This window comes from Methylovorus menthalis (assembly GCF_020523625.1).
GTDB classification, from domain to species: Bacteria; Pseudomonadota; Gammaproteobacteria; order Burkholderiales; family Methylophilaceae; genus Methylovorus; species Methylovorus menthalis.
The window spans coordinates 1,077,615-1,104,059 of record NZ_JAJAQH010000006.1; the positions used below are offsets into that span (position 1 = coordinate 1,077,615).

Consider the following 26,445-nt stretch of genomic DNA (forward strand, 5'->3'; position numbering starts at 1 on the left):
CGTCTATCTGCTTTATTTTCACCAAGAGTCTATACATCTTACCGCTCGGGAACCTATGCCTAACGTCAGCACTCCACGATTGTGGATATACAGTATATTCAATTTAAGCCTGCTTGTTCTACTCGGCGCATGGCTGTGGTCTCAAAACAAGCCGGTGAACCTGACTGAACCCACCCTGCCGGAAAGTGGCAAGCTGCAATGTGTGTCTTATGCCCCGTATTACGGTAAAGACCAGACGCCTTTCATCAAAGGCACCGTTATTAGCCGTCAACAAATTGACCGCGATCTGGAGTTGCTGGCAAAACGCTCTGAGTGTGTACGCATCTATTCGGTTAGCCAAGGCTTGGACTATGTCCCCGAGGCTGCAGCGCGTTTGGGCCTTAAAGTGTTGATGGGCGCCTGGATAGGTGCCGACAAGATCGAAAATGACCGCGAGGTCGCGCTGGCCATCAAGCTTGCCAATGAGTATCCGCAAGCCATCCGCGCCATGGTCATTGGCAATGAAGTACTGCTACGCAAAGAGCAAACGGCCGAGCAACTCAAGGCCTATTTTGATCAGGTAAAAGCCGCCACGCATGTGCCGATTACCTATGCCGATGTCTGGGAATTCTGGTTACGGCACAAGGAACTGGAAGCCTCGGTGGATTTTGTTACCGTGCATGTGTTGCCGTACTGGGAAGACGATCCGCAACCGATTGAGCGTGCCATCAGCCATGCTTCTGGCGTGATGCAGCGCCTGCAGGCAAGCTTTACCAAGCCACTGCTGATCGGTGAAACCGGTTGGCCCTCTGTGGGCCGTCAGCGTAATGGCTCGAAGCCTAGCCTGCTTAACCAGGCCGAATACATCCGTGCTTTTGTCAGCACCGCGCAACACAATGGCTGGCAATACAATGTGATTGAAGCCATGGACCAACCATGGAAACGCGAGCTGGAAGGCGCGGTAGGCGGCTACTGGGGGCTTTACACCACTGATCTTGAGCCCAAGTTTCCGTTCAATGGTCCGGTCAGCGAGCGTCATGACCAGCCCGCCGATCTTGCCATCTGGCTCGCGTCTGGCGCTGTTGTCCTGATTCTGTTTACCTTGCTGGCCGATGAACGTCGTCTGCCCGCACTGATTGGTTCCGGGCTGCTGGGCGCACTTGCCGGGCTATGCGCGAAGCTGCAGTGGCAATACCTGATTGAGGCCTGCCGCAACACTCTTGAGTGGAGTCTGCTCGGTGGCGTCACGATAGCAGGCATATTGCTGCTGATTGCGATCCCAACCCAGTTCAATCGACAGTCGGACAGTGGCAACAAGCTGATCAAGCTTTGCATGTGGCTGATTGCCATTGGCGTCTTTACCTGCTGCATGCTGAGCCTGCCGACATTGCAGATCGTGAATATTTTTGGGCTGACCGACCCATTTGCCACGCGCTGGCTGTTTGAGATCGATGGACGCTATCGTGATTTCCCGCTGCCGCTGTATGCGCTGCCGGTGATCCAGCTTGCCATTGGCCTGACCATATTGAACATCAGCCGCCGCAATACATGGCGGCCTTACAAGGCACTGAACTTGCTGGCACTAGCTGCCATGGTGGCCTGCATTGCCTTTGAAACCGAAAACCGTCAGGCTATTGCCTGGTTGCTGCTGGTGCTGGCGACGACCTATGCCACCTGGCCACGGACGACCCTTTTACACAAACTTAAAACGCTGAACGCCTAATGACTATTGCCAAACGTTTTGTCACACCGCTGCTATTTGCAGCCGCCATCGCCGCCGCGCATTTCGGATTATGGGCCGCCACCAATGGCACGCTTGAACTGATTGATGCCCCTCCACTGGTACGCGGCTTTGCCTACAGTGGCTATCAGCTCGACCAGAGTCCGCTGGATAAAAAGTATCCCAGCAGTGCCGAGTTGATGCGCGATCTGCGCATGCTGCACAACTACACCAATCGTATCCGTACCTATGGCTCACTGGAGCTGGCTGAAATCCCGGCGCTGGCTTCCCGCCTGGGCATGAAGGTAACGGCTGGCGCATGGCTGCAAGGGAACGACGGTGACAACCGTCGCGAAATTGCCGCGCTGGAAACGCAAGTTGCCACCTATCCGCAAATCGAGCGTGTGATTATCGGTAACGAAGCCATGTTGCGCGCCGACCTAACTGTGGATCAGATGATAGGCTACCTGGATGAAGTGCGTGAAAACGTCAATGTCCCGGTATCCACGGCCGAACCCTGGCACGTCTGGTTGAAAAACCCCGAGCTGGTGCGCCATGTGGATTTCATTACCGTGCACCTGCTGCCCTACCACGAGGGTGTGCCCGCGGACAAAGCCGTTGACTATGCTTTCCAGCGCTATCAGGAGCTGATGGAGAAGTACCCGCGCAAGAAAATTGTCATTGGCGAAATTGGCTGGCCTAGCGAAGGCCCTGCCATTGGCGCGGCCGTTGCCTCCAAGGTTAATCAAGCGCAATTTGTCCGCGAGTTCCTGGCAAAATCCGCTTACCAGAACTACGACTACTATCTGATGGAAGCCATCGACCAGCCATGGAAAGTCAAGGTAGAGGGCTGGGCTGGGGCGTATTGGGGTATGTTTGATGGCAAGCGCCAGATGAAATATTCGCTGCAAGGTGCCGTCCCTACCGATACCCGCTGGCTGATCAAAGCCAGCTGGGCCACCTTCCTGGGGTTCCTGCCCATCCTGTTCATTGCCTATCGCTTCCGCCATTGGGGCCTGGGTGGCCGCCTGTCCATGGCCTTATTGCTGCAAGCGTGTATCACCACCCTGGTGATCGCCTATAACCTGCCAAGCGATTACTACTACAGCCTGCGTGACTTTATTGTGCTGATCGGCCTCATCATCGGCATGGCACTGACGTCAGCTGTATTAATGATCTATGGCGTGGAATTCAGCGAGGTGATGTTCAAGGGTGGCTGGCTGCGCGCCTTCAAGCGTGCCAAGCCGCTACCTGCCGATCAGGAAAAATTCGTGTCCGTGCATCTGGCCTGTTACAACGAGCCACCGGAGATGGTGATCGCCACCATTGAAAGTCTGGGCAAGCTCGATTACACGCACTTTGAAGTCATCGTCGTAGACAACAACACCAAAGATGAAAGCAAGTGGAAGCCAGTGGAAGCCTATATGGCCAACATGCCGGACAACTTCAAGTTCTTCCATCTGCCACAATGGCCAGGGTTCAAGGCCGGTGCACTGAACTTTGCCTTGCAACAGACGGACCCTCGCACCGAAGTCATCGGCGTGGTGGATGCAGACTACGTCGTCACCCCAGACTGGCTGGGTGCGTTGGTACCACATTTCAGCGAAGATCAAGTGGCCGTGGTACAGGCGCCACAAGCTCACCGCGAGTGGGAGAACAATTTCTTCCGCCGCATGAGCAATTGGGAGTTCGAAGGCTTTTTCCGCATCGGTATGCACCATCGCCACGAACGCAATGCGCTGATCCAGCACGGCACCATGACACTCGTGCGTCATCAGGCTCTGACGGATGTGGGCGGCTGGTCCGAGTGGTGTATTTGTGAAGATACTGAGCTCGGTCTGCGTCTGCTTGAGCAGCAATACGAGTTGCGCTATATCGACGAAACCTTTGGTCGCGGCCTGACCCCTTCCGACTTTAACGCCCTTAAATCGCAGCGTTTCCGCTGGGCCTTTGGTGCGATGCAGATCCTGAAACGTCATATGCCCAAGCTGCTGGGGTCCTCTACCCTCAACTTTGGTCAGCGCTATCACTTCCTGACTGGCTGGTTTGGTTGGCTGGGTGATGCATTGCAACTGGTGTTCACGCTTAGCTCCATCGGCTGGACCATGGCCATGCTGGCGTTCCCCAAATCCTTCAGCCTGCCGGTGCCTATCATGTTGACGCCGATCTTGTGCTTCCTGGTGGTCAAGGGCGCCTTGGGACCCGTGCTGTATCGCAAGACCATGAAAGAATGCAAGTGGATGGATATTTTTGGTGCCTCACTGGCTAGCCTGGGCCTTTCGCATGCCATTGCCCGCGGCATTATTGCCGGCCTGGTGCAAAAACGTGGTGTTTTCAAGACCACTGCCAAGGGCAAGGGCACGGGCAAGCGCAGCCTGATCACGCCTATCCGTGAAGAAATCCTGCTGCTGCTCGCGCTTATCATTGCCGCGGCGGCCATGATTTACTCGCGAGGTATCGAGAATGCAGATGCGCAGTTATGGGTCACCATGCTGGCGCTGCAATCCCTACCTTACCTCAGCACCGTCGCCTGCCAGATTCTGGCGCAAATGCCTGATCGTAAAGACAAGGCAGCCCCACCGACAGAAGCTCTCCAGGCAAACTAAACACCTAAAGGCCCTTCGGGGCCTTTTTCATGCTGTATATTTCCATCCCGACTCAATATTTACCTACGTCCCTGTCAGAATCAGCTTATATCGAAGCTCAAAATTCCCTAGCCAAATTTAAGCGGCGCTCTGACAGGCGTTATTCGGTGCTGATCATAGAATGATCCCACTGCAAACACGGCGTGATATGTCGTTTGCATGAGGTGCGTGTCAGCATGCCATGCTGATCGTGCTTTTCAAGATCAACAATATTCAGCTGGAGGAATACCATGGCAACGACACAAACCTATGATGAAACCACCACGGTACGAAGCGGACTCAACCCTTACGCACCACCCCTTAAAACCATTTCCTGGTCCGCCATTTTTGCTGGCGTGGCCGTCACGCTGACTGTGCAGTTTTTATTGAGCATGCTGGGTGCCGGTGTCGGCCTGAGCACGCTTGACCCCTTGCAAGCCAATGGAACCCCTAGTGCAGAAGCCTTTGGCTTGGGCGCTGGCTTATGGTGGGTAGTGTCTTTCTTCTTGTCTCTGGTCATTGGCGGGATTGTGGCGGGCGAGATGGCAGGCCTGCCCGCCAAAATGGACGGCGCGCTGCATGGCATCGTAACCTGGGCTACTGCCACCCTGATTGGCGTTTACTTGGTGGGCAGCCTGATTGGCGGCACACTGGCTGGCGTGGGCAGTCTGGCAAGCTCGGCCGTAAGCGGTGCAGCGCATGGCGCCGCGGCTGCAGCACCGGACCTGATCAACAAGGGCAAACAAGAGGCTGCCAACAGCAACTTCTCCTGGGAAAGCGCTGAACGCGAATTGCAAGGCCTGCTGGCGCATGCTGCCAATCAAAGTGGTCAAGCTGCTGCCAATCAGGATGCAGCCAACCAAAGCGAATCTGCCGAGATTTACGCCAAGGTAAAAACCCTGGTCGATAAAGGCAGCAATGCCACACCGGAAGATCGCCAGGCCGTGGTTGACCTGATTGCTGAAAAAACCAGCATCAGCAAGGAAGAAGCTGCGCAAAAGCTGGATGCATGGGAAAAATCTGCCAAGGATGCCCAAGCTGCCATCAACCACACCGCTGAAGTAGCGGGTGACAAGGCTGCCGTCGCTGCGGACAAGACTGCCCGTGTAGGGGCACATCTGACCTTGTGGGGCTTTCTGGCCTTCTTGCTGGGTGCTGTAGCTGCCACTCTGGGTGGTATTGCCGGGAGCAATTGCCGTGCAAACCGCACTGTAGTCACTACGACTACCAGTTATTAAGCCCCTCGCCTGTTGGGCGGTGTGAACCGCTCAGGCAAAGGTCTTGATAAACAAACGCCCGAGGATCACCCACGGGCGTTTGTCTTTTATGAAACATCAGCGGGCATTATGCGATTGACTATTTCCCCCGGCGCTCAAGAAACAGGCTGTTACCACTGATTTTCTTGGCCTGCTTCTTGGCTACGGTCATTGCCGCTGCCACTTCGTGATGGCTTCTGAAGCCCACCGGGTCAGCCTTGACGCTGCCGACTGACATACTGACGAAAGGATAAAATAGCGGATTGCCCTGCCGGTCTTCTGCGGCAATGCCCCCACGCTGCCGGTCTGCCTCATCATAAAAAGCCGGAATGGCCTGCGCCAGAATCTGCAAAACATGCAGACACCGCTCTTCCCAATCCTCGCTCTGAAAAATCAGGATGAAGTCATCGCCGCCAATATGGCCGACAAAATCCAGCTCATTGGCGATGTGTTCGTTCAACAGCTTGCCCGTGTACTGGATCAGCTCATCACCGCGTCTGAAGCCATACACATCATTAAACGGCTTGAACGAATCAAGATCGCAATAACAGGCATGAAAAGTAATGCCTGCCTGCAACAGGCGATCCATATGCTCGTTGATCGGGACATTGCCGGGCAACATGGTCAAAGGGTTGGCATAACGCGCGGCATTGATCTGCATCTGGGTGATCTCGCGCAGCAGATCATGGCCGCTGCCCATGCCCAGGTAATTACCTGACTCCGTGATAATGAAGCCATTGGATAAATGATGTGGTTCCATGTTGATGATGAGATCACTCAACGCCTGCAGGCTCAGGCTGTTGTCAACAATCAGGGGCTGATTGTCCATGAAAATGCTGCAATAGCGTTTGCCATAGAGCTCGCGGGTATAGGGCCGCGCCAGATGGTCAATCATGTTATAGCGGCTGATCAGCCCCACTGGTCGTCCTTGTGCCACCACAGGCAGGGAATACAGCGTGGGCTGCTTTTCAAATATCTGATACACATCATCATTGCTTGTCTGCGGGCTTACTGGCGACACATAGCGTATCAGCTTGCTGATGTTTGAACGCGCCTGCACCGGCACGGCAGCACTCTGGTAAACATGTACGGCATTGCGCTGCATCAGCTCGGCTGCCACCGGACTTAATGCGGTATGCAAGGAAGCTTGCGGTCGATTGATCAGATAGCCTTGCCCATAAGGAATCTTCAGATCCTTCACGATCATGAGCTCGGCTTCGGTTTCTATGCCTTCGGCTATCACCTTGGTGCCCGAGTTGAGCGCGATCTGCTGAATGGAGCGCACAAAGTCGAGTTTCACCTGATCCCGATCAATATTACGGATGAAATGCTTGTCTATCTTGACGTAATCTGGGCGCAACTCGGACCACAAACGCAGGCTGGAGAAGCCCTCGCCGAGGTCATCCATGGCGATTTCAAAGCCCATGCTGCGGTAGTGCTCAGCGGCGTGGCGCAGGGTATCGTAATCAAAGGTAGGCGAGTTTTCCGTGAGCTCGATAATGACATCGTGCGGATCGAGCCCAAGCTGGTGTATGTAGGAAAGTGTGGCACCGCGGGCGACGTGGGGTTGCAACAGAGATGCCGGGCTCACATTGAGGAAAAGCTTGGCGCTAGCGGCTTGCTGGGCAAAGGATTCGAGCACCACCTGGCGACTGAGATGCTCCACTTCGAGCAGCAGATGGTGCTGCTCCGCCTCTTCAAACAGGGCAAGCGGCATGTGCAAGCGGGTGTCGACCGGACCGCGAATCAACCCTTCATGCCCAAAAATGCTGGCACTGCGCAAATCAGCAATGGGTTGAAAGACCGCTGTCAGCTGGCGGTGCTTGAGTATCTTGTGCAATTCCAGTGATGAAATGGCCGATTCATCCTGCGCTGCCGCGCGGATAGCAAGCGCGGGCTGCAGCACCACTCTGGCGCCCCAGCCGCTCAAATGCGATTGTTGTACATGAACTTGTCTCATGATGCCCCCTTTTCGGAGGCGAGCTTAACAGCGGTAGATGACAGTTTTGTGGCAGATTTGCGTAGTTTGGATGGTAGTTTGGCTGGCAGTTTTGAGGCAAATCGTGGTCAGGAAGATGACGCGAGAATGATCTCAGCCAACGCCGCCGCACCAATAATGCCAGCGCGGTCGCCACTGGTGGAACACTGCACGCTTAGCCGGTCTCTGAGCACGGGGATCATGTCCCGGTCCATCTGGGCAAAAAACGCGGGCGCCATGAGGTCCCAAGCTTGGCTTACACCGCCACCAATCACGATAAGCCCGACGTCTACGGTCTTGACCGCATGCGCCAGCGCTTGGGCCAGTGCGGCACCGGCATGGGAGAAAGCCTCCACCGCCGCCTGACCGCCTTCGCGCGCCGCCTGGGCAATGGCATTCACCTCCACCCGCTGCCCGGTAGCCTGGTGGTAGCTTTGCGCTATGCCACTGGCTGAGGCATATTGCTCCATGCAGCCACGATTGCCGCAGCCACACAAGCGGCCATCCGGCTCTACAATCACATGACCAATCTCCATGGCCACACCATGCTCTCCGGTAAATGGGCGGCCTGCATAAATCATCCCGCCACCCACACCGGTGCCCAGCCCTGCATACAAGAGACTGTGCGGTTTGGGATCACAGAGTACATATTCGCCATAAGCAGCAGCCAGGGCATCGTTTTCCACCACAACCGGCAGGCCGATGGCCTTCGAAAGATCGCCTGCCAGATCCACATTGCGTAAACCTGGCAGATTTGGCGATTGCGCCACAGTGCCATGCACGGGATCAATAAAGCCTGGGAAGCCGATGCCCACGGCCTTGGCTTGCGGGTATTGCGCCAGACATTCGCGCAAGGTGGCCGCGGTTGTTGCGATAATCTGGCGCCACGCCTCCTCCGGGCTGAGGCGTGCGCAAAGACCCGAGAAGTCAGCCAGCGCTCTTTGTTCATGAATAACTACAAGGTGTTGCACCACCCCGACCCGCAGATTGGTACCCCCAATATCAACGCCTAGAAACAAATCGCTATCCCCTGTTCAACAGCACCAAACGGTTATTTGACATTGAGATTGATCGTCAGCGGGCCATGCATCTGATTCATCGGCCAGCTCAGCTCCAGCGTTACCGCCTGCATGATTTTTTCAAACCCGGCTTCAGATTGCGAAACACTGAAGTGGGGAAAAGTATTCAGATGGCATGGAATATTGACCTCAAGCTCCAGGGAGCCGCCCATGACGGCATCCTCCAGAGTCAGGCGCCTAAGCTCAGGCCATTGCAAGGGCTGACCAAAGCCACCGGGAATATGATCTCCAATGACAAAGCGCCCAGCAGGACCATCGCAACTTGGCATGGCAAGGTTGATTTCGACCTTGAATACGCCATTGGCGCTCGATGTCACTTCATAGCCGACTTCAAGAGACTCGCCCTGCACGCTGATTTTCTTCTGGAACGTCAGGCCCTTGTATTCTGATTTGTAGTGCAAGGCGTTTTTAACGCCTGCAGCAGGCTTGTAGGTCAAGGGGCTGAAGCTATCAGCCTCGTGCATGACGAAGTCACAAAACAGCGCTTTGCGATAGCTATCAGTAGCAAGGTCAGCCTGCGTAATCTCGTGCTTGAGGCTTAAGCGTTCATGCGGGTTGGCGATCCCCTCGCCGCTATGCGCATGCTCAGGCTGGGCATGCACCTTGCGATGATAATGTTCCTCTTGCCGGGTCAAGGTGTCGCCAAAATTGTGGTGTAGCCGGTAACTGTCAAATTCGCAGACGGATGCTGTGCCATCCTGACGAATCACCGCCTGCACCTCTCCACTATGCAAGAACACCTCGTCGTGACCATCCAGGTCGAGGTCTGCCATGACTTTGGTAGGTCTGGCTGATACCTTGTCCAGCAGGCTTTCCAGTTTGAGCATGGCGTTATATACCGCCCGGCGCAAATGCGGCAGGTATAAGCCGCCAAACAAGCCATGCCAGTAAGCATCGTTAGCCTGCGATTCATATAGCGCTTGGCGCATGTCGGCGGTTTTCTTGTTGTCCGGCAGCTGGTTGAAGCGTTCCGACAAGGCCAGCATGCGTTTGTGCATCCAGTTCGATTCCGGATAGCGCATGAAGAAATTACGCCAGATACCACCGCGCACGTATGGCTTGGTGATTTCGTAGCGATTATTGTATTTTTCTTGCCCGACCAGATCGGCATAATGATGGGCCGCGGGCACTGGCAGCGTCCATTCATTCATTTCGATATACGAAGCGGTGGGCAGATAAACCACGCCACGGGTTTTTGCCATGGCATGGTAATCAATGTAGCGCATGGGTTTGATGATCGAAGAAGCCAGCACGCCCTCGATAAAGTTACGCAGCCAGCCGCGCTCATACACCCATTCATAGGTTTCAGGCCAGATACCAAACTTTTCAATGTCATCAAAATAAATGGCGGCAGCCTGCTTGCTGTCGTCAGCCAGGCTCTCCAGGTACCCCACTACTTCTTCGGCTGGTGAAAAAGGCAGGCGGTAGCGCAATGACTCGGAAATGGGAAAGAGATCGATCTGGCGACCGTCTTCTTCCGTGGTGTAATAGCCCTTGAGCGCGTCGCCGCCCCGACCTGTGCACATGAAGTGATAATCGTCGACCATGACGTAACGGATGCCGGAGTCCGACAGCGCAGGTACCACAGTGGCCTCCCAAACCCGCTCGGTCAGCCAGGCACCCTGCGGCGTCTGCCCCAGTTTTTTCTTGAGGCAGGTAGATAGCATGCCGATCTGGCCGACGCGGTCGCGGGCTGGAATGGAGGCCAGTACGGGCTCGGTAAAGCCTGCACCGACCAGCTCCGCCTGATCCCGCGTCACCATCTCCTTCAGCAGCGCCATGTCTTCCGGATATTTGTTCAGCATATACTCCAGCAGCCAGCCACTGATATGAATGGCAAATTTGAATGCTGGATATTCATGCATTACGCGCAAAAAAGGCCCATAGCAGCGTATATGGGCATCGTCGAGTACTCTCTCGAAATTGCCCACGGGTTGGTGCGCATGGACTCCCAGCAAAAGTGCAACGGTCTTGGCCAAATTACGCTCCTGTCGCTTCAATCGTTAATATGGTGTGTTTCATCTGGCTTACGCTTCCTGCCCGCGACGCATGGTGCCGCCAACCGCCGGGTCGCCTGCACCAACGCTGATGGGACGATTCAATACCTCCGGCACTGGCAGCTTGAGCAAATGATAGAGATTGCTCAGGTTGCGCCGGTAGAGTCGGTCAAAGCTGTCGACACTCATGGCCGAGTTGTAATCGCCAAACCACCAGAACCAATCCGAACCTTCGCAAATGGCTAGCTGCCGTTCACAGGCCACGATTTCCTCTTGGGTGAGCAGGCCATCCTGCATCACGCGGTCATAGCATTCCTTGGCATCACACAGCAGATCCCAGCCGCGATTTTTTTCGGCGGAACCTATCCAGGTACTGAAGCTGCCATATACCCAGCTGCCTGCAGCCACCTCGGGCAAGCTTTCCATGGCAACGGTATTGCCCGGCAGGGCGAGAATATCGCTGAAGGTCGCCATCTCGATATTTGGATGATCCACCAAGGCCGCATAAAGTTCGCTGAGAAAGTAATAGGCATTGTATGGATAGTATTCCCAGGCATTTTCGCCATCGAGAATCACGCTGACCACGGGGCACTGCGTACGCGTATTGGCCGCCTGGATATGTTCCAGCGAGCGGATGAAATCGCTCACCGCCTCGCTGGCGTAGAGCTTGGAATATTCAAAACCGATTTTGTCCGATAGTCCGTCATCGCGGAAAAAGCACAGAATGTCGTGATGACCATCGGTGATACGGTATGGCTGATACAAGTAATCCTGCTTGGCGAGGCCAAACCCTTCAAACGATTTGTAAAGACTATGCGTCAAGACACCTTCGCCTGTGGCTGCCCATTTGAGTCCGTGTTGCGCCATCAACGTGAGCGTGGCGTAAGACACCGCCCCTTCTGCCGGCCACATGCCGGTTGCCGGCTTACCAAACCGTTCAGCATGCGATGCTTGCGCCTGACGGATGTGCGCGCAGGCCCGCTCCTTTCCGCCGGGGTAGCGCGCAGTATGCGGCAAGGGTGCATAAGGCATGGCATCGCGGGTAGATTTGAAATCCAGCAGCAATGGCACAATCGGATGGTAATGCGGTGTGGTGGAGAGCTCGATGCGGCCCTGATCCTGCAAGGCTTTATACCGCGGGATCAGCCCGCTGATGAGCTCGCCGATCAGGCGAAACAAGGCACGGCGCTCTTCCAGGGTAAATTGCGTGCCCTTCTCCATCAACTGCTGAACAAAGGTATTGTTGCGGCGTATGCTCTCGCCGGTCCAGGCCAGGTGATACCAGACCAGCAGGTCAGCCTTGTACTGGGCAGAAAGATAATTAAAAGCGGCGCTGCCTTCGATTTGCAGGGCTTTGTAGATATTGTGCAGCCGCTGGTAATGCGCAAACGGCGCCAGCATTTTTTCGTGATGGCTCTTGAAGCAGCTATCAATAATGAGATTGCATTGCTCGGTGCTGATGTTGTCCAGTGATTCCTCTGCCAGCATGGCCAGCAAAGGGTCGCGAATGTCGCCTGACACAAACTGCTCCGTGTAGTCTTCGAGCTGGTCCAGCAACACAGGGACAAAGTTGAATGTCACGCGTGCCTGCGGGTTGGCCTCTAGGTGCCATGCCATATCGGTGTAATCCTTGATGGCATGCAGGTAGGTCCATGGCAGCACATATTGCCCGGTCAGCGTATCGCGATAGTCGGGCTGATGCATGTGCCAGTAAAGATTAAGGTAAAGCTTGGGGCGTTTATCCGTCATGTGGCCTCTCAAGACAGCAGGCAGGCTGCTGTACTGAACAATGAAAGTCCCCAGGCCAGTGCCCGGGAACGCCTATCTTGCTTGATGAATGGATTGCCCCAGCATATCCGGGGTGACCAGCGTGATACCTTTTTCCGACACGTAAAACCGCTTGCGGTCCTGCTCCGGGTTAACCCCGATCTCCATGCCATCGGGAATACGGGTGCCTTTGTCGACCACTACGCGCTTGAGCGTGACATAGCGTCCAATATCCACTTTCGGCAGGATCACCGAGTCTTCGATATTTGAATAGCTGTTGACACGAATGTCCGAAAACAGCACCGAGCGGCTGACCTTGGCGCCACTGATAATGCATCCGCCGGATACCAGAGAGTCGGTTGCCATGCCACAACGATCCGCATTGTCGAATACGAACTTAGCGGGGGGCAGTTGCTCCTGATAGGTCCAGATAGGCCAGTGACGGTCGTAAAGATTGAGCTCGGGAATCACTTTGGTCAGTTCCATATTCGCTTCCCAATAAGCATCAACCGTACCAACATCGCGCCAGTAGTAGTTGCCGTCGGAGGCGCCGACGCAACTTTCCGTAAAGCGATGGGCATAAACACGATATTTCTTGATCATGTAGGGAATGATGTCGCGACCAAAGTCATGCTGGGAATGCGGAGCATCAGCATCGCGGATCAACTGCTCGTAGAGAAACGATGCATTGAAAACATAAATACCCATGCTGGCCAGCACCTGGTCTGGATTATCGGGCAGCGGCTTGGGATTGTCTGGCTTCTCACTGAAGTCAATAACGCGGTCTTCATCGTCCACGCCCATGACTCCAAAGGCCTTGGCATCTTCCACGGGCACATTTACACAAGCCACTGTCATATCTGCTTTGTTCTTCACATGCGAAGCCAGCATCTGACCATAATCCATCTTGTAGATATGGTCGCCCGCCAGAATCAGCACATACTCGGCACCGGTATTGCGCAAAATATCCAGGTTCTGGAAGACGGCATCCGCCGTGCCCTTGTACCACTCTTCCTGAATGCGCTGCTGTGCGGGCAATAGCTCAACGAACTCATTGAACTCGCCACGCAGAAAGCCCCAGCCGCGCTGGATATGCTGCATCAGGCTATGTGATTTATATTGGGTGACGACGCCGATACGGCGCACACCGGAGTTCATGCAATTGGACAGTGGAAAATCGATAATACGGAACTTGCCGCCAAATGGCACCGCCGGCTTGGCGCGCCAATTGGTCAGGTCTTTCAGCCGGCTGCCTTTGCCGCCAGCAAGAATCAAAGCGACCGTATTTTTGGTCAGGGCACTAATGAAGCGTGTAGAGGTCAAATCCTGGTGCATTATTACTACTCCTGAATTATAGTTGTAATTAGTGCGTGAAGGCCGCCGTTGTGGACTCCGCAGCCTGTGTAGAGGCCGCTGTGACTCATTATAGTCACGATAATTGACGGATATCCAGTAGATTTAATTCCTTAATCCAGATATTTTTTTTCGATTGCTATTTTGCCAAAGCCCAATAAAAACGAAGAATTATCGCTAATACTTCAAGCGAAACATTACAACCCGCATAGCGTGCTTGGATTGCACGTGCATGACGGGCGGCACAGTTTTCGCGCATTTTTGCCGTTTGCCGACGAGGCGTGGCTCAAATTAGGGCAGACATGGCAGCCGCTGCTGCGTGGTGAGTCAGACGGGTTTTTTGAATGGTCAGGCGCCCAGCAGCCTGAAATGCCCTGTCAACTTCGCATCGCGCAGCATGGTCAGATTCATGAAACCTGGGACCCCTATTCCTTTAGCCCCATGCTCAGCAATGATGAGTTGTATCTGCTGGGCGAAGGCAAACTCAAGCTGGCATATCGCACACTGGGTGCGCATTTATGCACACATCAAGGAGTGACTGGCGTTCGCTTTGCCGTATGGGCACCAACCGCCGAACGTGTCAGCATCGTTGGCGATTTCAATCAATGGGATGGCCGTGTACATGCCATGCATTGCCATGGTGCCAGCGGCGTGTGGGAGCTCTTCATCCCGCAGCTCACGGAAAACCAGCTCTATAAATTCGAGATCCGCAATCGCAATACTGGTCAGCTCCATATCAAAACCGACCCTTATGGCTTCAGCTTTGAACAGCTGCCTGGCACAGCCAGCAAGATCACCAGGCTGGATGGCTACCAATGGCAGGACGAAGCTTGGCTGAAAGCACGCACTGAGCGGGATTGGCTACATGCCCCGCTCAACTGTTATGAAGTGCACCTGGGATCGTGGCGTCGTGATGAACATGGCCACTTTCTTGGTTACCGTCAGCTGGCCGAGCAGCTGATCCCCTATGTTCAGGACATGGGCTATACCCATATCGAGCTGTTACCCGTGTCAGAGCATCCGCTGAATGAGTCATGGGGCTATCAGACCACGGGTTATTTCGGCGTCACCAACCGCTTCGGCAATCCCGACGATTTCCGCTATTTCGTTGATCGTTGCCATCAGGCTGGCATTGGGGTGATTCTGGACTGGGTGCCAGGGCATTTCCCCAAGGATGACTGGGCGCTGGCACGCTTTGATGGCTCGGCACTTTTTGAGCACGAAGATCCGCGCCTGGGGGAACATCAGGATTGGGGCACGTATATTTTCAATTACGGCCGTAACGAGGTACGCAACTTTCTGATCAGCAATGCCTATTACTGGCTAAAAGAGTTGCATATTGATGGCTTGCGTGTGGATGCCGTGGCCTCCATGCTTTACCTTGACTACTCGCGCAAAGAAGGCGAATGGCTGCCCAACAAGTTTGGCGGTCGCGAAAATCTGGAAGTGATCGACTTTTTGCGGCAACTCAACATGATGGTGCATGAGGATTTTCCAGGCGCCCTCACCATCGCAGAGGAGTCCACCTCCTTCCCCATGGTTTCACGCCCGGTTTATCTGGGCGGCCTCGGTTTCTCCATGAAGTGGAACATGGGCTGGATGAACGACACGCTGTCTTACATGGCAAATGACCCCATCCACCGACGCTATCACCAGCAAAAGCTGACGTTTGGTCAGCTTTATGCCTATACCGAAAACTTCCTGCTGCCCTTCTCCCATGATGAAGTGGTGCATGGGAAGCGCTCATTACTGGAAAAAATGCCGGGCGATACCTGGCAAAAGTTTGCCAATCTGCGTTTGCTGATGACCTACCAGGCCACTATCTCGGGCAAAAAACTCAGCTTCATGGGCAATGAAATCGCCCAGAGCCGGGAATGGAATGTGAACGCCCCGTTGGATTGGCAATTACTTGGTAACCAATTGAACCAGGGCGTCCAGCATTTATGTCGCGATCTTAACCATACCTATAAAAACCATCCGGCATTGCATGCACTGGATTTTGAACAGACTGGATTCCGCTGGATAGACTGCAACGACGCCGAGCAATCCACCATCAGCTTTGCCCGCGTGGGCCAGAAAGGCGAGACCCTGCTTATATTGCTCAACTTCACGCCGGTGCCACGCACACGCTACCGTATTGGTGTTCCGCATGCCGGCGCATACCGCGAGCTGATCAATAGCGATGCAGAGTGTTACGGTGGCAGCAACATGGGCAATGGTGGCCTGTTACATAGTGAACCTGTGCCGTGGATGGGATGTCAGCACTCTATTGAACTCACCTTGCCCCCGCTCGCCGGACTGATATTGCAGCCCGAATCTGCATAAGGCCTGCACAACAATCGGTGATTTATTAATAAAATGTTAATTAAGCCAGTCTAGACTGGGCTGGCAGTATCGAAATATCGTAAAAATAGTTAGACTAGTAGCCAAATGCCACGCAGCAAGTGCGCATACCGCTAACAACACAACCCTCCAATACCGAATAAACTAAAAAACTGCATGAGTAATCCAACAAATTTGCCTGTATGGCAACAGCTGCAACGACACTTCCAAGACATATTCCCTCTGCAAATGCGCGACATGTTTGCGCAGGACGACAAGCGATTTGAGAAATTCTCGCTGCAACTGGGTGATCTGTTGCTGGACTATTCCAAGCATCGCATTAACGCTGAGACAATGTCTCTGCTGTTCACACTGGCGCGCGAGACGGATGTGGAGCAATGGCGTGAGCGCATGTTCAGCGGTGAAAAGATCAACTTCACCGAAAACCGCGCCGTCCTCCATACCGCCTTACGCAACCGCAGCAATACGCCCGTGCTGGTGGATGGCAAGGATGTCATGCCGGATGTGAATCGCGTGCTGGCGCAAATGCGCAGCTTCAGCGAGCAAGTGCGCTCCGGCGAATGGAAAGGCTATAGCGGCAAGCGCATTACCGATATCGTGAATATCGGCATCGGCGGCTCCGATCTTGGCCCGGTCATGGTCTGCACCGCCCTCAAGGCGTATGCCAGCCCGGAACTGAATGCCCATTTCGTTTCCAATATTGATGGCGCCCACTTGGCCCAGGTTCTGGAAAAATGCAATCCTGATACCACGCTTTTCATCGTGGCATCCAAGACCTTCACCACCCAGGAAACCATGACCAATGCGCGCTCAGCTCGCACCTGGTTCCTGCAGGCAGCTGGCGATGAAGCCCATGTCGCCAAGCATTTCGTTGCCCTTTCCACCAATGGCAAGGCTGTCAGTGATTTCGGTATTGATACCGCCAATATGTTCGAATTCTGGGACTGGGTGGGTGGCCGTTATTCGCTGTGGTCAGCCATCGGCTTGCCTATCGCGCTTTACATTGGCATGGACAATTTCGAGCAGCTGCTGGAAGGTGGTCACGAAATGGACCAGCACTTCCGCAGCGCACCGCTGGAAGAAAACCTGCCAGTGATCATGGCCATGCTGGGCATCTGGTACAACAACTTCTTTGAAGCGGAAACCCATGCCATCCTGCCTTACGATCAAGGCCTCTCGCGCTTTACTGCCTATCTGCAGCAAGCGGATATGGAGAGCAATGGCAAATTCGTTAATCGCGCTGGCGAGCGGATTAATTACACCACTGGCCCGATTATCTGGGGCGAGTCCGGCACCAATGGCCAGCATGCCTTCTATCAGTTGATTCATCAGGGCAACAAGTTAATCCCATGTGATTTCCTGATGCCGCTGCATAGCCATTACTCGATTGGCACAAACGGCGATGAGCATCACCACATCCTGATTGCCAACCTGCTCGCACAAACGCGCGCGCTGATGCAAGGCAAGTCTGCCAAAGAAGCCAAGATCGAGCTGGAAGAGCAAGGCCTGGATCATCACACCATCATGAATCTGCTGCCGCATCGCGTGTTCGGCGGCAACCGCCCGACCAGCACCATGCTGTTCGACACGCTTGATCCGAAAACCTTGGGCAAGCTGATTGCGCTTTATGAGCACAAGATCTTCGTGCAGGGCATCGTCTGGAACATCAACTCCTTCGACCAATGGGGTGTGGAATACGGTAAGCAGATTGCCCAGAAGATTCTGCCGCAACTCACCGATGGCAAGCTAACCTGCGATTACGATGAATCCACCAACAAGCTGATTGATTACATCAAATCGCAAAATATCTAGCACATAAACCAGCTAGTTGACCAAATAAAAAGCCCCGAAAAATATCGGGGCTTTTTTATTGCGGGTGACTCTTGCTCGGTCTGGCTGCCAAGCCAGACCGAGCTTCCAGGATCAATGCATCTTCATGCCATTGAACACGGTACCCAAGGCAGCATTGCCCATGGAGGCGCCAATACGCTTGGCAAACTTGTCTGCCAAGCCTTCACGTGCGGTGAAGTCAACGATTTTTTCTTGCTTGATGATTTCGCGCGCTACGTAATCCGAGCTGCCAAAGCCATCTGCCAAGCCCATTTGCACGCTGGTTTCACCACTCCAGAACAAGCCGCTGAACGTGTCATCGGTTTCCTTCAGGCGCTTGCCACGACCTTCACGCACAACTGCGATGAATTGCTGGTGAATCTGGTCAAGCATGCTTTGCGCATATTCTTTATGTTTGGGATTCACGGGAGAGAATGGGTCCAGAATCGCCTTGTTTACTCCCGCTGTCAGCAAGCGACGCTCTACCCCAACCTTGTCCATGATGCCGGTAAAGCCAAAGCCATCCATCAGCACGCCAATCGACCCGACGATGCTGGCCTTGTCGACAAAAATCTTGTCTGCCGCTACCGCAATGTAATAACCACCGGATGCGCAAATGTCTTCCACCACGGCGTATACCGGAATATTGGGGTGAAGTTTGCGCTGGCGATGAATTTCATCATTAATAATCCCCGCCTGAACCGGGCTGCCGCCTGGACTATTGATGCGCAGGATAATGCCCTTGGTATGCTTGTTGTCATAGGCCGAAGCAAGGCTGCCGACGACGTCATCGGCACTCACCTGATCATCACTGCCAATCACGCCATAAATATCAATGATCGCGGTATGGTCGGTATTGGAACTTCCATCGCCCCCTACCCAGTCCATCGCATAAAACAGCAGCATGAAAAGGTAAATAAAGGTGAGCGATTTGAACAGCACGCCCCAGAACCTGTTACGGCGTTGCTCCCGAATGGCAGAGAAGGCCAGCTTTTCCAGGGTTTGACGCTCCCAGTTCGGATCGTTTTGATTAATGTCAGACATGCTTCAGACTTTCAAGGTTAATGAAAACAAAGGACTCCCGTTCATATACCGGAAGCTGTTTCAGGCTGCGCCCCTTGCACGGCCCCATGACACAATACCCGTTATCAGGGATGAAATGGGCGCCGTGGGTGGCGCAGATAATATATTGCTGCGTCAGGTCAAAAAAATCGCCGGGGTTCCAGTCCAGCTCCACCGGCACATGGGCGCACTGATTAATAAAAGCACAGACCTTACCCCGATATCGCACCACGAATCCGGTCACGCGAGGCCCGAGTTCGGGTAGATCAAAGCGCACACCCTGCCCTTTTTCAAGCAGTAAGGCACTTTCACAGATCAGGCGTTCATTATCAGCCATTGATTTAGTTTAGTAAAATCATCGAAATGGGCGAGCGGAGCATGGGGTAGCAAACGCTCAAGAGGGTGCGCCCCATAGCTTACACCCAGGCTTCGCACACCTGCATTGCTTGCCATCTGCAGATCAAAACTGGTATCTCCAATCATCAATGTATGCTCGGGGCTGGCCCCCACTTCTTCCATCAGCTCATGGATCATTTGGGGGTGAGGCTTTGAATGGCATTCATCCACGCAACGTGTCGCATGAAAATAATGGCCTATGCCACTGTTTTTCAGGGCGCGATTCAATCCGGCACGTCCCTTTCCAGTCGCCACGGCCAATGCAATACCGCGACCATGCAACTCTGCAACAGCCTCCGCTGCGCCATCGAATAGGGGAATCTCGTTTTCGCCACTATTGTAGTAGAGCGCATATCGGGCCATCAGTTGCTGAATCTGCGATTCCTGCACCGAACCAAAGAGTTCGATCAGGGCTTCACGCAGGCCCAGGCCGATAATTCCGCTGGCGGCCTCTTGTGTAGGTAATGGCAAACCGACATCCACACTACCTTTGCAAATGGCGTCGACAATCAGTTGGGTGGAATTGGCCAGCGTGCCATCCCAGTCAAAAATAATAAGATCGAATTGATTACTGCGCATGGTGGACTCTTGCTTCTATTCAGGATTCTTGATGGGTAGCGGCTTTTTTTCGAGGGTAGCAAGAAAGGCTTGCAATGCCGCAGGCAATGGCGCAATCAATTTCAGCTTGTCACCCGATAGCGGATGGCGGATACCGGTTTCCGCCGAATGCAGGAACATGCGCTTCAAACCGCGCTTCTGCAGGGCTTTATTCAGCGCAAAGTCACCGTATTTGTCGTCCCCGGCAATCGGAAAGCCCAAATGCGCCAGCTGAACACGAAGCTGATGCGTGCGGCCGGTAATCAGCTGCGCCTCCAGCAGGGTGAATTCCCCGTAGGACTTTTTCAGATGGAAAATGGTTTCCGAATTCTGCCCCTCCTCCTCCACCGTGACCTTGCGCTCGCCATTGGCCGTTACATGCTTTTGCAAGGCCAGCACGACGCGCTTTTTCTTTTCTTTCCAATCACCACTGACCAGCATGAGGTAACGCTTGTCCATATGATTCGCGCGCATGGCTTCGTGCAATCCGACCAATGCGCTGCGCTTTTTCGCCAGCATCAGCACGCCCGAGGTTTCACGATCCAGTCTATGTACCAGCTCCAGAAACTTTGCATGTGGCCGCTCAAGACGCAATTGCTCGATCACCCCACGACTGACACCGCTGCCGCCATGCACGGCAAAGCCAGCTGGTTTATCGATAACCAGCATCGCTTCATCTTCAAAGATCACTGATTGTTCAAATTTGGCGGTGACTGGCCGGGAATCGTCTACCGTGGGTTGCGGCTGCACCCTGATCGGTGGTACACGAACCAGATCACCCAATTGCAGGCGGTATGTCGCGTCTATGCGCTTGCTGTTTACCCGCACTTCACCACTGCGCAATATGCGATACACATGGCTCTTGGGAACGCCCTTGAGCGTTTTGGTGAGGAAGTTATCAATGCGCTGACCTGCCGAACCTTCATCGACAGTCAGCATGGCTGCACTGTTGGGTCCGATGGTCGCGCCATTTGCATTACTTGCTTTGCTTAAATTAGTCATCTCACCTATACTACGAAAATCTCGAAATAGATGCGCTAAGCGCTTATTCGGGAATGAATTGATGTTTGAAAAAACACCTTGAAAAATACCTTGGTTAACTCGCTCGCCAAATAAAATATCGTAGCGATTTTCTGCAACATTACTAATTGCGCTCAAGCCGCTGCAAACCAAAATCGCTAATAAATGCGCGGCCAGGAATTGCTGGAACTAAAGAATTTTAGCCGATATGACGGCTAACCAGAGACAGAATTAAAGCACAGAGGTTTAAAGTAACCCGTTAACGAGATTTTTCGTCAACTAAATCAGTCTGATACATTAAAACGATCAGAATTCTTTTTTCCGCCATGCGACAGAATCGCAACCCGTGCGATGAAAAAAGCGGCCTAACCGCCTGGTTTTACCTCCTGCAGCAAACTCTGCTCACGCAGTAAAAGTGCACTCATATACACTGTGATTCACAGGAGCACTCCCTGCCGGACATCAGCAATCCTGCTTGTCGTTGAAGCGACAAGGTCTGCAAGACCGCTTAGAGCGCGGGAGCCTTACAATGAAACGCATGCTTTTCAATGCGACACAGTCGGAAGAACTACGTGTCGCCATCGTCGATGGTCAAAAACTGATCGACCTCGACATCGAATCCGCTGGCAAGGAACAACGCAAGAGCAACATCTACAAGGGCATCATCACCCGCATCGAGCCTTCTCTTGAGGCTGCATTTGTCAATTACGGCACTGACCGTCACGGTTTCCTCCCATTCAAGGAAGTGGCTCGCAGCTATTTCCAGAACGATAGCGATGGCCGCGCCCGCATTCAGGACGTACTGAAGGAAGGCCAGGAGCTCATCGTCCAGGTTGACAAGGACGAACGTGGCAACAAGGGCGCTGCCCTCACCACCTTTATTTCCCTGGCTGGCCGCTATCTAGTCCTGATGCCGAACAATCCTCGTGGCGGTGGCGTATCCCGTCGCATCGAGGGCGAGGACCGCAACGAACTGCGCGATCTGATGGCCCAGCTGGAAGTGCCCAACGGCATGAGCATCATTGCCCGTACCGCAGGTATCGGCCGTAATCTTGAAGAGCTGCAATGGGACATGAATTACCTCTTGCAACTGTGGACCGCCATTGAAGGCGCCTCCACCATGCAAAGTGGCCCTTTCCTGATCTATCAGGAAGGCAGCCTGGTCATTCGTGCCATCCGTGATTATTTCCAGCCAGATATTGGCGAAATCCTGATCGACACCGCCGACATTCACGAGCAAGCCGTGCAGTTCATGAACCACGTGATGCCGGGCAATGTATCGCGCGTGAAGCTGTATCGCGACGAGATTCCTTTGTTCTCCCGCTTCCAGATCGAGCACCAGATCGAAACCGCGTTTTCGCGTGAAGTGCGCCTGCCCTCCGGCGGTGCCATCGTGATTGACCACACAGAAGCCCTGGTATCAGTCGACGTTAACTCCGGCCGCTCCACCAAAGGCAGCGACATTGAGCACACTGCGTTCAATACCAACCTGGAAGCCGCCGATGAAGTTGCCCGCCAATTGCGTCTGCGCGACTTGGGTGGCTTGGTGGTGATCGACTTTATCGACATGGAAAACCAGCGCAATCAGCGCGAAGTTGAAAACCGCTTGCGCGATGCGCTGCATCATGACCGTGCACGCGTACAAACCGGCAAGATTTCCCGCTTCGGCCTGCTGGAGCTGTCACGCCAGCGCCTGCGTCCAAGCCTGGGTGAATCCAACCATATCCCATGCCCACGTTGCCATGGCACTGGCCATATCCGTGGCATTGAATCCACCGCGCTGCATATCCTGCGAATTACGCAGGAAGAAGCCATGAAGGAAAACAGCGCCATTATTCAGGTGCAACTGCCGGTTGAAGCAGCGACATTCCTGTTGAATGAAAAACGCGCAGAGATTCACAAGATCGAGCAACGCTCAGGCGTGCAGGTCGTACTGATCCCGAACATCCACATGGAAACACCGAACTACAACATCTCGCGTATCCGCAGTGATGATGTCAACGAGGAAACCAGTCGCGCCAGCTACCAGATGGTAGAAATGCCAACCGAAGGTGAATACAACCCGGCTGCGCAGCAAGAAGTCAAAGCCGTACGCGTTGAGGCTGCGGTCAAGGGCATTACCCCCGCATCCCCCGCCCCTATCGCAACTGAAAAAGCCGTTGAAGTGGCAGCAGCCCCTTCCCTGTTTGGCCGCTTCAAGAACTGGCTCAGCAAGATTACTGAAACCAAGGAAGAAGTGGTTGCGCCTGAAACAACCAAGCAACGCAGCGACAACAACCGTAACAATCGCAATCAGCCCCGCAACGCCCGTAACAACCGCAATGGCCGTAATGGCGAGCGTGGTGAACGCCCAGCGACGGAACGCAATGCTGAACGTGGTGGCGAACGCAATAACGAGCGCGCAGAACGCGGTGAGCGTCCAGCCAATGAGCGTAGCGAACGCCAGGAACGTGGCAACCGTCAGGAACCACGTCAACAGGAAGGCCGTGAACCACGCCAGCAGCAAAACCAGCCACGTACTGAGCGTGGCGAGCCGCGTGAAAAACCGGCCATCGCATCTCCAGCGCCTGCATCAGCTCAACAAGCAGCCAATGGCGAAGCTGGCAATGAGCCACGTAGCCGTCGAGGCCGTAATGGTCGCCGTGAGCGCCCAGCCCGCGAGCCACGTGAAAACCAGCCACGTAAGGCAGGTGATGACGCCGCTATTGGCGCCCCAGTAGCAGACGACGTTGCCCAACAAGTGACAGCGCCAGTAGCTTCAGTTGAAACCGCCGTGCAAAACACCGCTGTTAGCGAAGCGCCTACTGTCGTTGAAACAGTTGCTGCAGCCCCGGTGATTGAAGCAACCCCAACGACCGAGGCTGTGGCCAAGGTAGTGGAACCTCAACAAGCGGATCTGGCTCTGGTTAGTGACGTTGCGGCACCAGCATCCGTTGCCGCGGTTAGCGAATCAGCGCCAGCAGCAGAAGTCGTAGTGGATGCTGAACCAGCGGTGGTTGCAGCAAAAACCGAGACCACTGACAAGCCAGAGAAAAAGCCTCGCGCGCCCCGTCGTCGCAAGGCTGAGGCAGAAACCAAGCCGCTGGACCTTGCTGCAAGTGGGTTGCAACTGGTTGAAACCAAGGCGGATGCCCCTGTGGCAGCTGCTTCAGCTGAAGCTGAACCAGCCGCTCCACGTAGCCGTAAACCGGCCGCATGGCAGCAAAAGGCAGCGGCCGAAGAGGCCACTGCTGAAGCACCACTGGTGATGATCGAAACACAGAAGTAAGAGAAGTAGCGGCTAGCCGCTCTTCCCTCATAAAAAAACCCGTTCCATTTGGAACGGGTTTTTTTATGCCTGCTTCAGTTCAAGAGTGCACGAGAACAGCCTTGCTCCAGAACAGATGAGACTTTAATTATTATCAAGGCAGGATATCGGGCACATCCGTACCATAAAACTTGGCCTTGAGTTTTTTCAGCTGGTCCCGGAATTCTGCGGCTTTTTCAAACTCGAGGTTTTGTGCGCTGTCGTGCATGGATTTTTCCAGACGCTTCATTTCCTTGATGATCTGCTTTTCGCTCAGAGCTTCATAGCTGGCCTGATCCTGCGCGGCCTGACGCTCGCGTTTCGCATCATCCTTGTCGTATACGCCGTCGATAATGTCCTTGATGCGCTTGGTCACGCCCCTGGGGACAATCCCATTAGCTTCGTTGAATGCCATTTGCTTGGCACGACGGCGCAGGGTTTCATCCATGGCCAGCTTCATGGAGCGGGTAATATTGTTGGCGTAGAAAATCACCTTGCCATTGAGATTACGCGCGGCACGCCCTGCGGTTTGAATCAGCGATCGCTCTGAACGCAAGAAGCCTTCCTTGTCGGCATCCAGCACAGCAACGAGTGAAACTTCAGGAATATCCAGCCCCTCACGCAGCAAGTTGATGCCAACCAGCACATCAAACTCGCCAAGCCGCAAGTCGCGAATAATTTCCACCCGCTCCACGGTATCAATGTCCGAGTGCAGGTAACGTACCTTTACGCCGTGCTCAGACAGATAATCGGTCAAATCCTCCGCCATGCGCTTGGTCAGGGTCGTCGCCAGCACGCGTTCGCCTACCGCCACCCGCAGCTTGATTTCAGACAGCAGATCATCCACCTGGGTATCTGCCGGTTTTACGGTGATTTCAGGGTCAATCAGGCCTGTGGGGCGTGCCACCTGCTCAACCACTTGCTCCTGATGGGTAGCCTCGTAGTCGGCGGGCGTGGCGCTGACAAACACGCATTGCCGCATGATCTTCTCAAACTCTTCAAACCGTAGCGGACGGTTATCCAGCGCTGAAGGCAAGCGGAACCCATAGTCCACCAGGTTTTCCTTGCGCGCCCGGTCACCTTTGTACATGCCGCCAACCTGAGGAATGGTGACGTGACTTTCATCAATGATCATTAAGGCATTGTCAGGCAGGTAATCAATCAGCGTCGGCGGCGCATCCCCTGGTGAGCGGCCGGTAAGATGGCGGCTGTAGTTTTCAATGCCCTTGCAGAAACCGATTTCATTGAGCATTTCCAGGTCAAACCGCGTACGCTGCTCTATGCGTTGCGCCTCAACCAGCTTGTTATTCTTGATGAAGAAATCCACGCGATCGCGCAGTTCTTGCTTGATGGTTTCCATCGCCCGCACCGTCGCTTCCCGCGCCGTCACATAATGGCTGGAGGGGAAGATGCGGAAATTGTGGATCTTGTTAAATACCTGCCCGGTCAGGGGATCAAACAGCTGTATGGTTTCGATTTCATCGTCAAACAGGCTGATACGCACGGCAGTCTCGCTATTTTCCGATGGGAACACATCGACCACATCGCCGCGCACCCGAAAAGCACCTCGCGAGAAGTCAAAGTCATTACGGTCATATTGCATCGTGATCAGCTTGTTCACGATGTCGCGCTGACTTACCTTCATGCCCTGGTGGATATGCAGCACCATGCCATGGTACTCACCAGGATCACCAATGCCGTAAATCGCCGACACGGTGGCCACAATAATGCTGTCTTCACGCTCCAGTAGCGATTTGGTCGCTGAAAGCCGCATCTGCTCGATATGATCATTAATGCTGGAGTCTTTTTCGATAAACAGATCGCGCGAGGGCACATAAGCCTCAGGCTGGTAATAATCGTAATACGAGACGAAATACTCCACTGCATTGTTCGGGAAGAACTCGCGAAACTCCGAATACAGCTGGGCTGCCAATGTTTTGTTTGGTGCCATCACCATCGCAGGCCGACCGGTACGGGCAATGACGTTGGCCATGGTGTAGGTCTTACCCGAGCCGGTTACCCCCAGCAGGGTCTGGTAGCGCATGCCCTGCTCTATACCGGTAATGAGTTTTTCTATGGCGGCAGGCTGGTCGCCGGCGGGTGGGAAAGGCTGATGAAGCTGGTATCGACTATTCGGGAAAGTAACAATCACATCAAA

General features: G+C 54.1%; 16 protein-coding genes. 6 read left to right on the top strand and 10 right to left on the bottom strand.

Going from position 1 to position 26,445, the window contains the following annotated elements; all coding sequences use genetic code 11:
- The first annotated feature begins 55 nt into the window (after nt 1-55).
- From LG204_RS11000 to LG204_RS11010, 3 genes are all read left to right on the top strand, one after another.
- Nucleotides 56-1,702, top strand: a complete 1,647-nt coding sequence (locus tag LG204_RS11000) for a glycoside hydrolase family 17 protein (RefSeq protein ID WP_230337311.1) — start codon at nt 56-58, stop codon at nt 1,700-1,702.
- Nucleotides 1,702-4,305 carry a glycosyltransferase gene (locus tag LG204_RS11005; protein ID WP_230337312.1) on the top strand — a complete coding sequence of 868 codons (2,604 nt, stop codon included), beginning with the start codon at nt 1,702-1,704 and terminating at the stop codon, nt 4,303-4,305. Before LG204_RS11000 ends, LG204_RS11005 begins: the two co-directional genes overlap by 1 nt.
- A 269-nt stretch (nt 4,306-4,574) precedes the next feature.
- Nucleotides 4,575-5,561 carry a hypothetical protein gene (locus LG204_RS11010; protein ID WP_230337313.1) on the top strand — a complete coding sequence of 329 codons (987 nt, stop codon included), beginning with the start codon at nt 4,575-4,577 and terminating at the stop codon, nt 5,559-5,561.
- 118 nt (nt 5,562-5,679) lie between these two features.
- Here LG204_RS11010 and LG204_RS11015 read toward each other — a convergent pair whose 3' ends face one another.
- The 5 genes from LG204_RS11015 to glgC all read right to left on the bottom strand — a co-directional run bounded on the left by LG204_RS11015 (nt 5,680) and on the right by glgC (nt 13,735).
- Nucleotides 5,680-7,539: a GGDEF domain-containing protein gene (locus LG204_RS11015; RefSeq protein WP_230337314.1), complete on the bottom strand. Its 1,860-nt coding sequence runs from the start codon at nt 7,537-7,539 to the stop codon at nt 5,680-5,682.
- 107 nt (nt 7,540-7,646) lie between these two features.
- Complete coding sequence (locus LG204_RS11020; RefSeq protein ID WP_230337315.1) at nt 7,647-8,576, bottom strand: ROK family protein; 930 nt, start codon at nt 8,574-8,576, stop codon at nt 7,647-7,649.
- 32 nt (nt 8,577-8,608) lie between these two features.
- Nucleotides 8,609-10,615, bottom strand: a complete 2,007-nt coding sequence (locus LG204_RS11025) for an alpha-amylase/4-alpha-glucanotransferase domain-containing protein (RefSeq protein WP_230337316.1) — start codon at nt 10,613-10,615, stop codon at nt 8,609-8,611.
- A 48-nt stretch (nt 10,616-10,663) separates the two neighbouring features.
- The gene (locus LG204_RS11030) at nt 10,664-12,382 is read right to left on the bottom strand and encodes a glycoside hydrolase family 57 protein (RefSeq protein ID WP_230337317.1); all 1,719 of its coding nucleotides are present in this window, start codon (nt 12,380-12,382) and stop codon (nt 10,664-10,666) included.
- A 72-nt stretch (nt 12,383-12,454) separates the two neighbouring features.
- Nucleotides 12,455-13,735: a glucose-1-phosphate adenylyltransferase gene (glgC, locus tag LG204_RS11035; protein ID WP_013442130.1), complete on the bottom strand. Its 1,281-nt coding sequence runs from the start codon at nt 13,733-13,735 to the stop codon at nt 12,455-12,457.
- A gap of 162 nt (nt 13,736-13,897) precedes the next feature.
- Here glgC and glgB point away from each other — a divergent pair, with 162 nt between their 5' ends.
- A complete protein-coding gene (gene glgB, locus LG204_RS11040) occupies nt 13,898-16,078 on the top strand; it encodes a 1,4-alpha-glucan branching protein GlgB (RefSeq protein WP_230337318.1) in 2,181 nt (726 codons plus the stop codon).
- 174 nt (nt 16,079-16,252) lie between these two features.
- Complete coding sequence (gene pgi / locus LG204_RS11045) at nt 16,253-17,908, top strand: glucose-6-phosphate isomerase (RefSeq protein ID WP_230337319.1); 1,656 nt, start codon at nt 16,253-16,255, stop codon at nt 17,906-17,908.
- 111 nt (nt 17,909-18,019) lie between these two features.
- Here the strand turns inward: pgi and LG204_RS11050 are convergent, their stop codons facing one another.
- From LG204_RS11050 to LG204_RS11065, 4 genes are read right to left on the bottom strand one after another with little or no spacing between them, the layout of a single operon-like run.
- Nucleotides 18,020-18,970 (bottom strand): S49 family peptidase, encoded by a 951-nt coding sequence (locus LG204_RS11050; protein ID WP_230337320.1) that lies wholly within the window; start codon nt 18,968-18,970, stop codon nt 18,020-18,022.
- On the bottom strand, nt 18,963-19,325 hold the full coding sequence (locus LG204_RS11055; protein ID WP_230337321.1) for a Rieske (2Fe-2S) protein: 363 nt from the start codon (nt 19,323-19,325) through the stop codon (nt 18,963-18,965). Before LG204_RS11055 ends, LG204_RS11050 begins: the two co-directional genes overlap by 8 nt.
- Nucleotides 19,304-19,963, bottom strand: a complete 660-nt coding sequence (locus LG204_RS11060; RefSeq protein ID WP_230337322.1) for an HAD-IA family hydrolase — start codon at nt 19,961-19,963, stop codon at nt 19,304-19,306. Before LG204_RS11060 ends, LG204_RS11055 begins: the two co-directional genes overlap by 22 nt.
- Before the next feature lie 15 nt (nt 19,964-19,978).
- A complete protein-coding gene (locus tag LG204_RS11065) occupies nt 19,979-20,983 on the bottom strand; it encodes an RluA family pseudouridine synthase (RefSeq protein ID WP_407664205.1) in 1,005 nt (334 codons plus the stop codon).
- A gap of 547 nt (nt 20,984-21,530) precedes the next feature.
- Between LG204_RS11065 and LG204_RS11070 the strand changes: the two genes are divergently transcribed.
- Entirely contained in the window at nt 21,531-24,269 is a 2,739-nt protein-coding gene (locus tag LG204_RS11070) for an Rne/Rng family ribonuclease (RefSeq protein WP_230337324.1), read from the top strand.
- A 133-nt stretch (nt 24,270-24,402) separates the two neighbouring features.
- Here LG204_RS11070 and uvrB read toward each other — a convergent pair whose 3' ends face one another.
- The gene (gene uvrB, locus LG204_RS11075; RefSeq protein WP_230337325.1) at nt 24,403-26,439 is read right to left on the bottom strand and encodes an excinuclease ABC subunit UvrB; all 2,037 of its coding nucleotides are present in this window, start codon (nt 26,437-26,439) and stop codon (nt 24,403-24,405) included.
- Between the last annotated feature and the right edge of the window lie 6 nt (nt 26,440-26,445).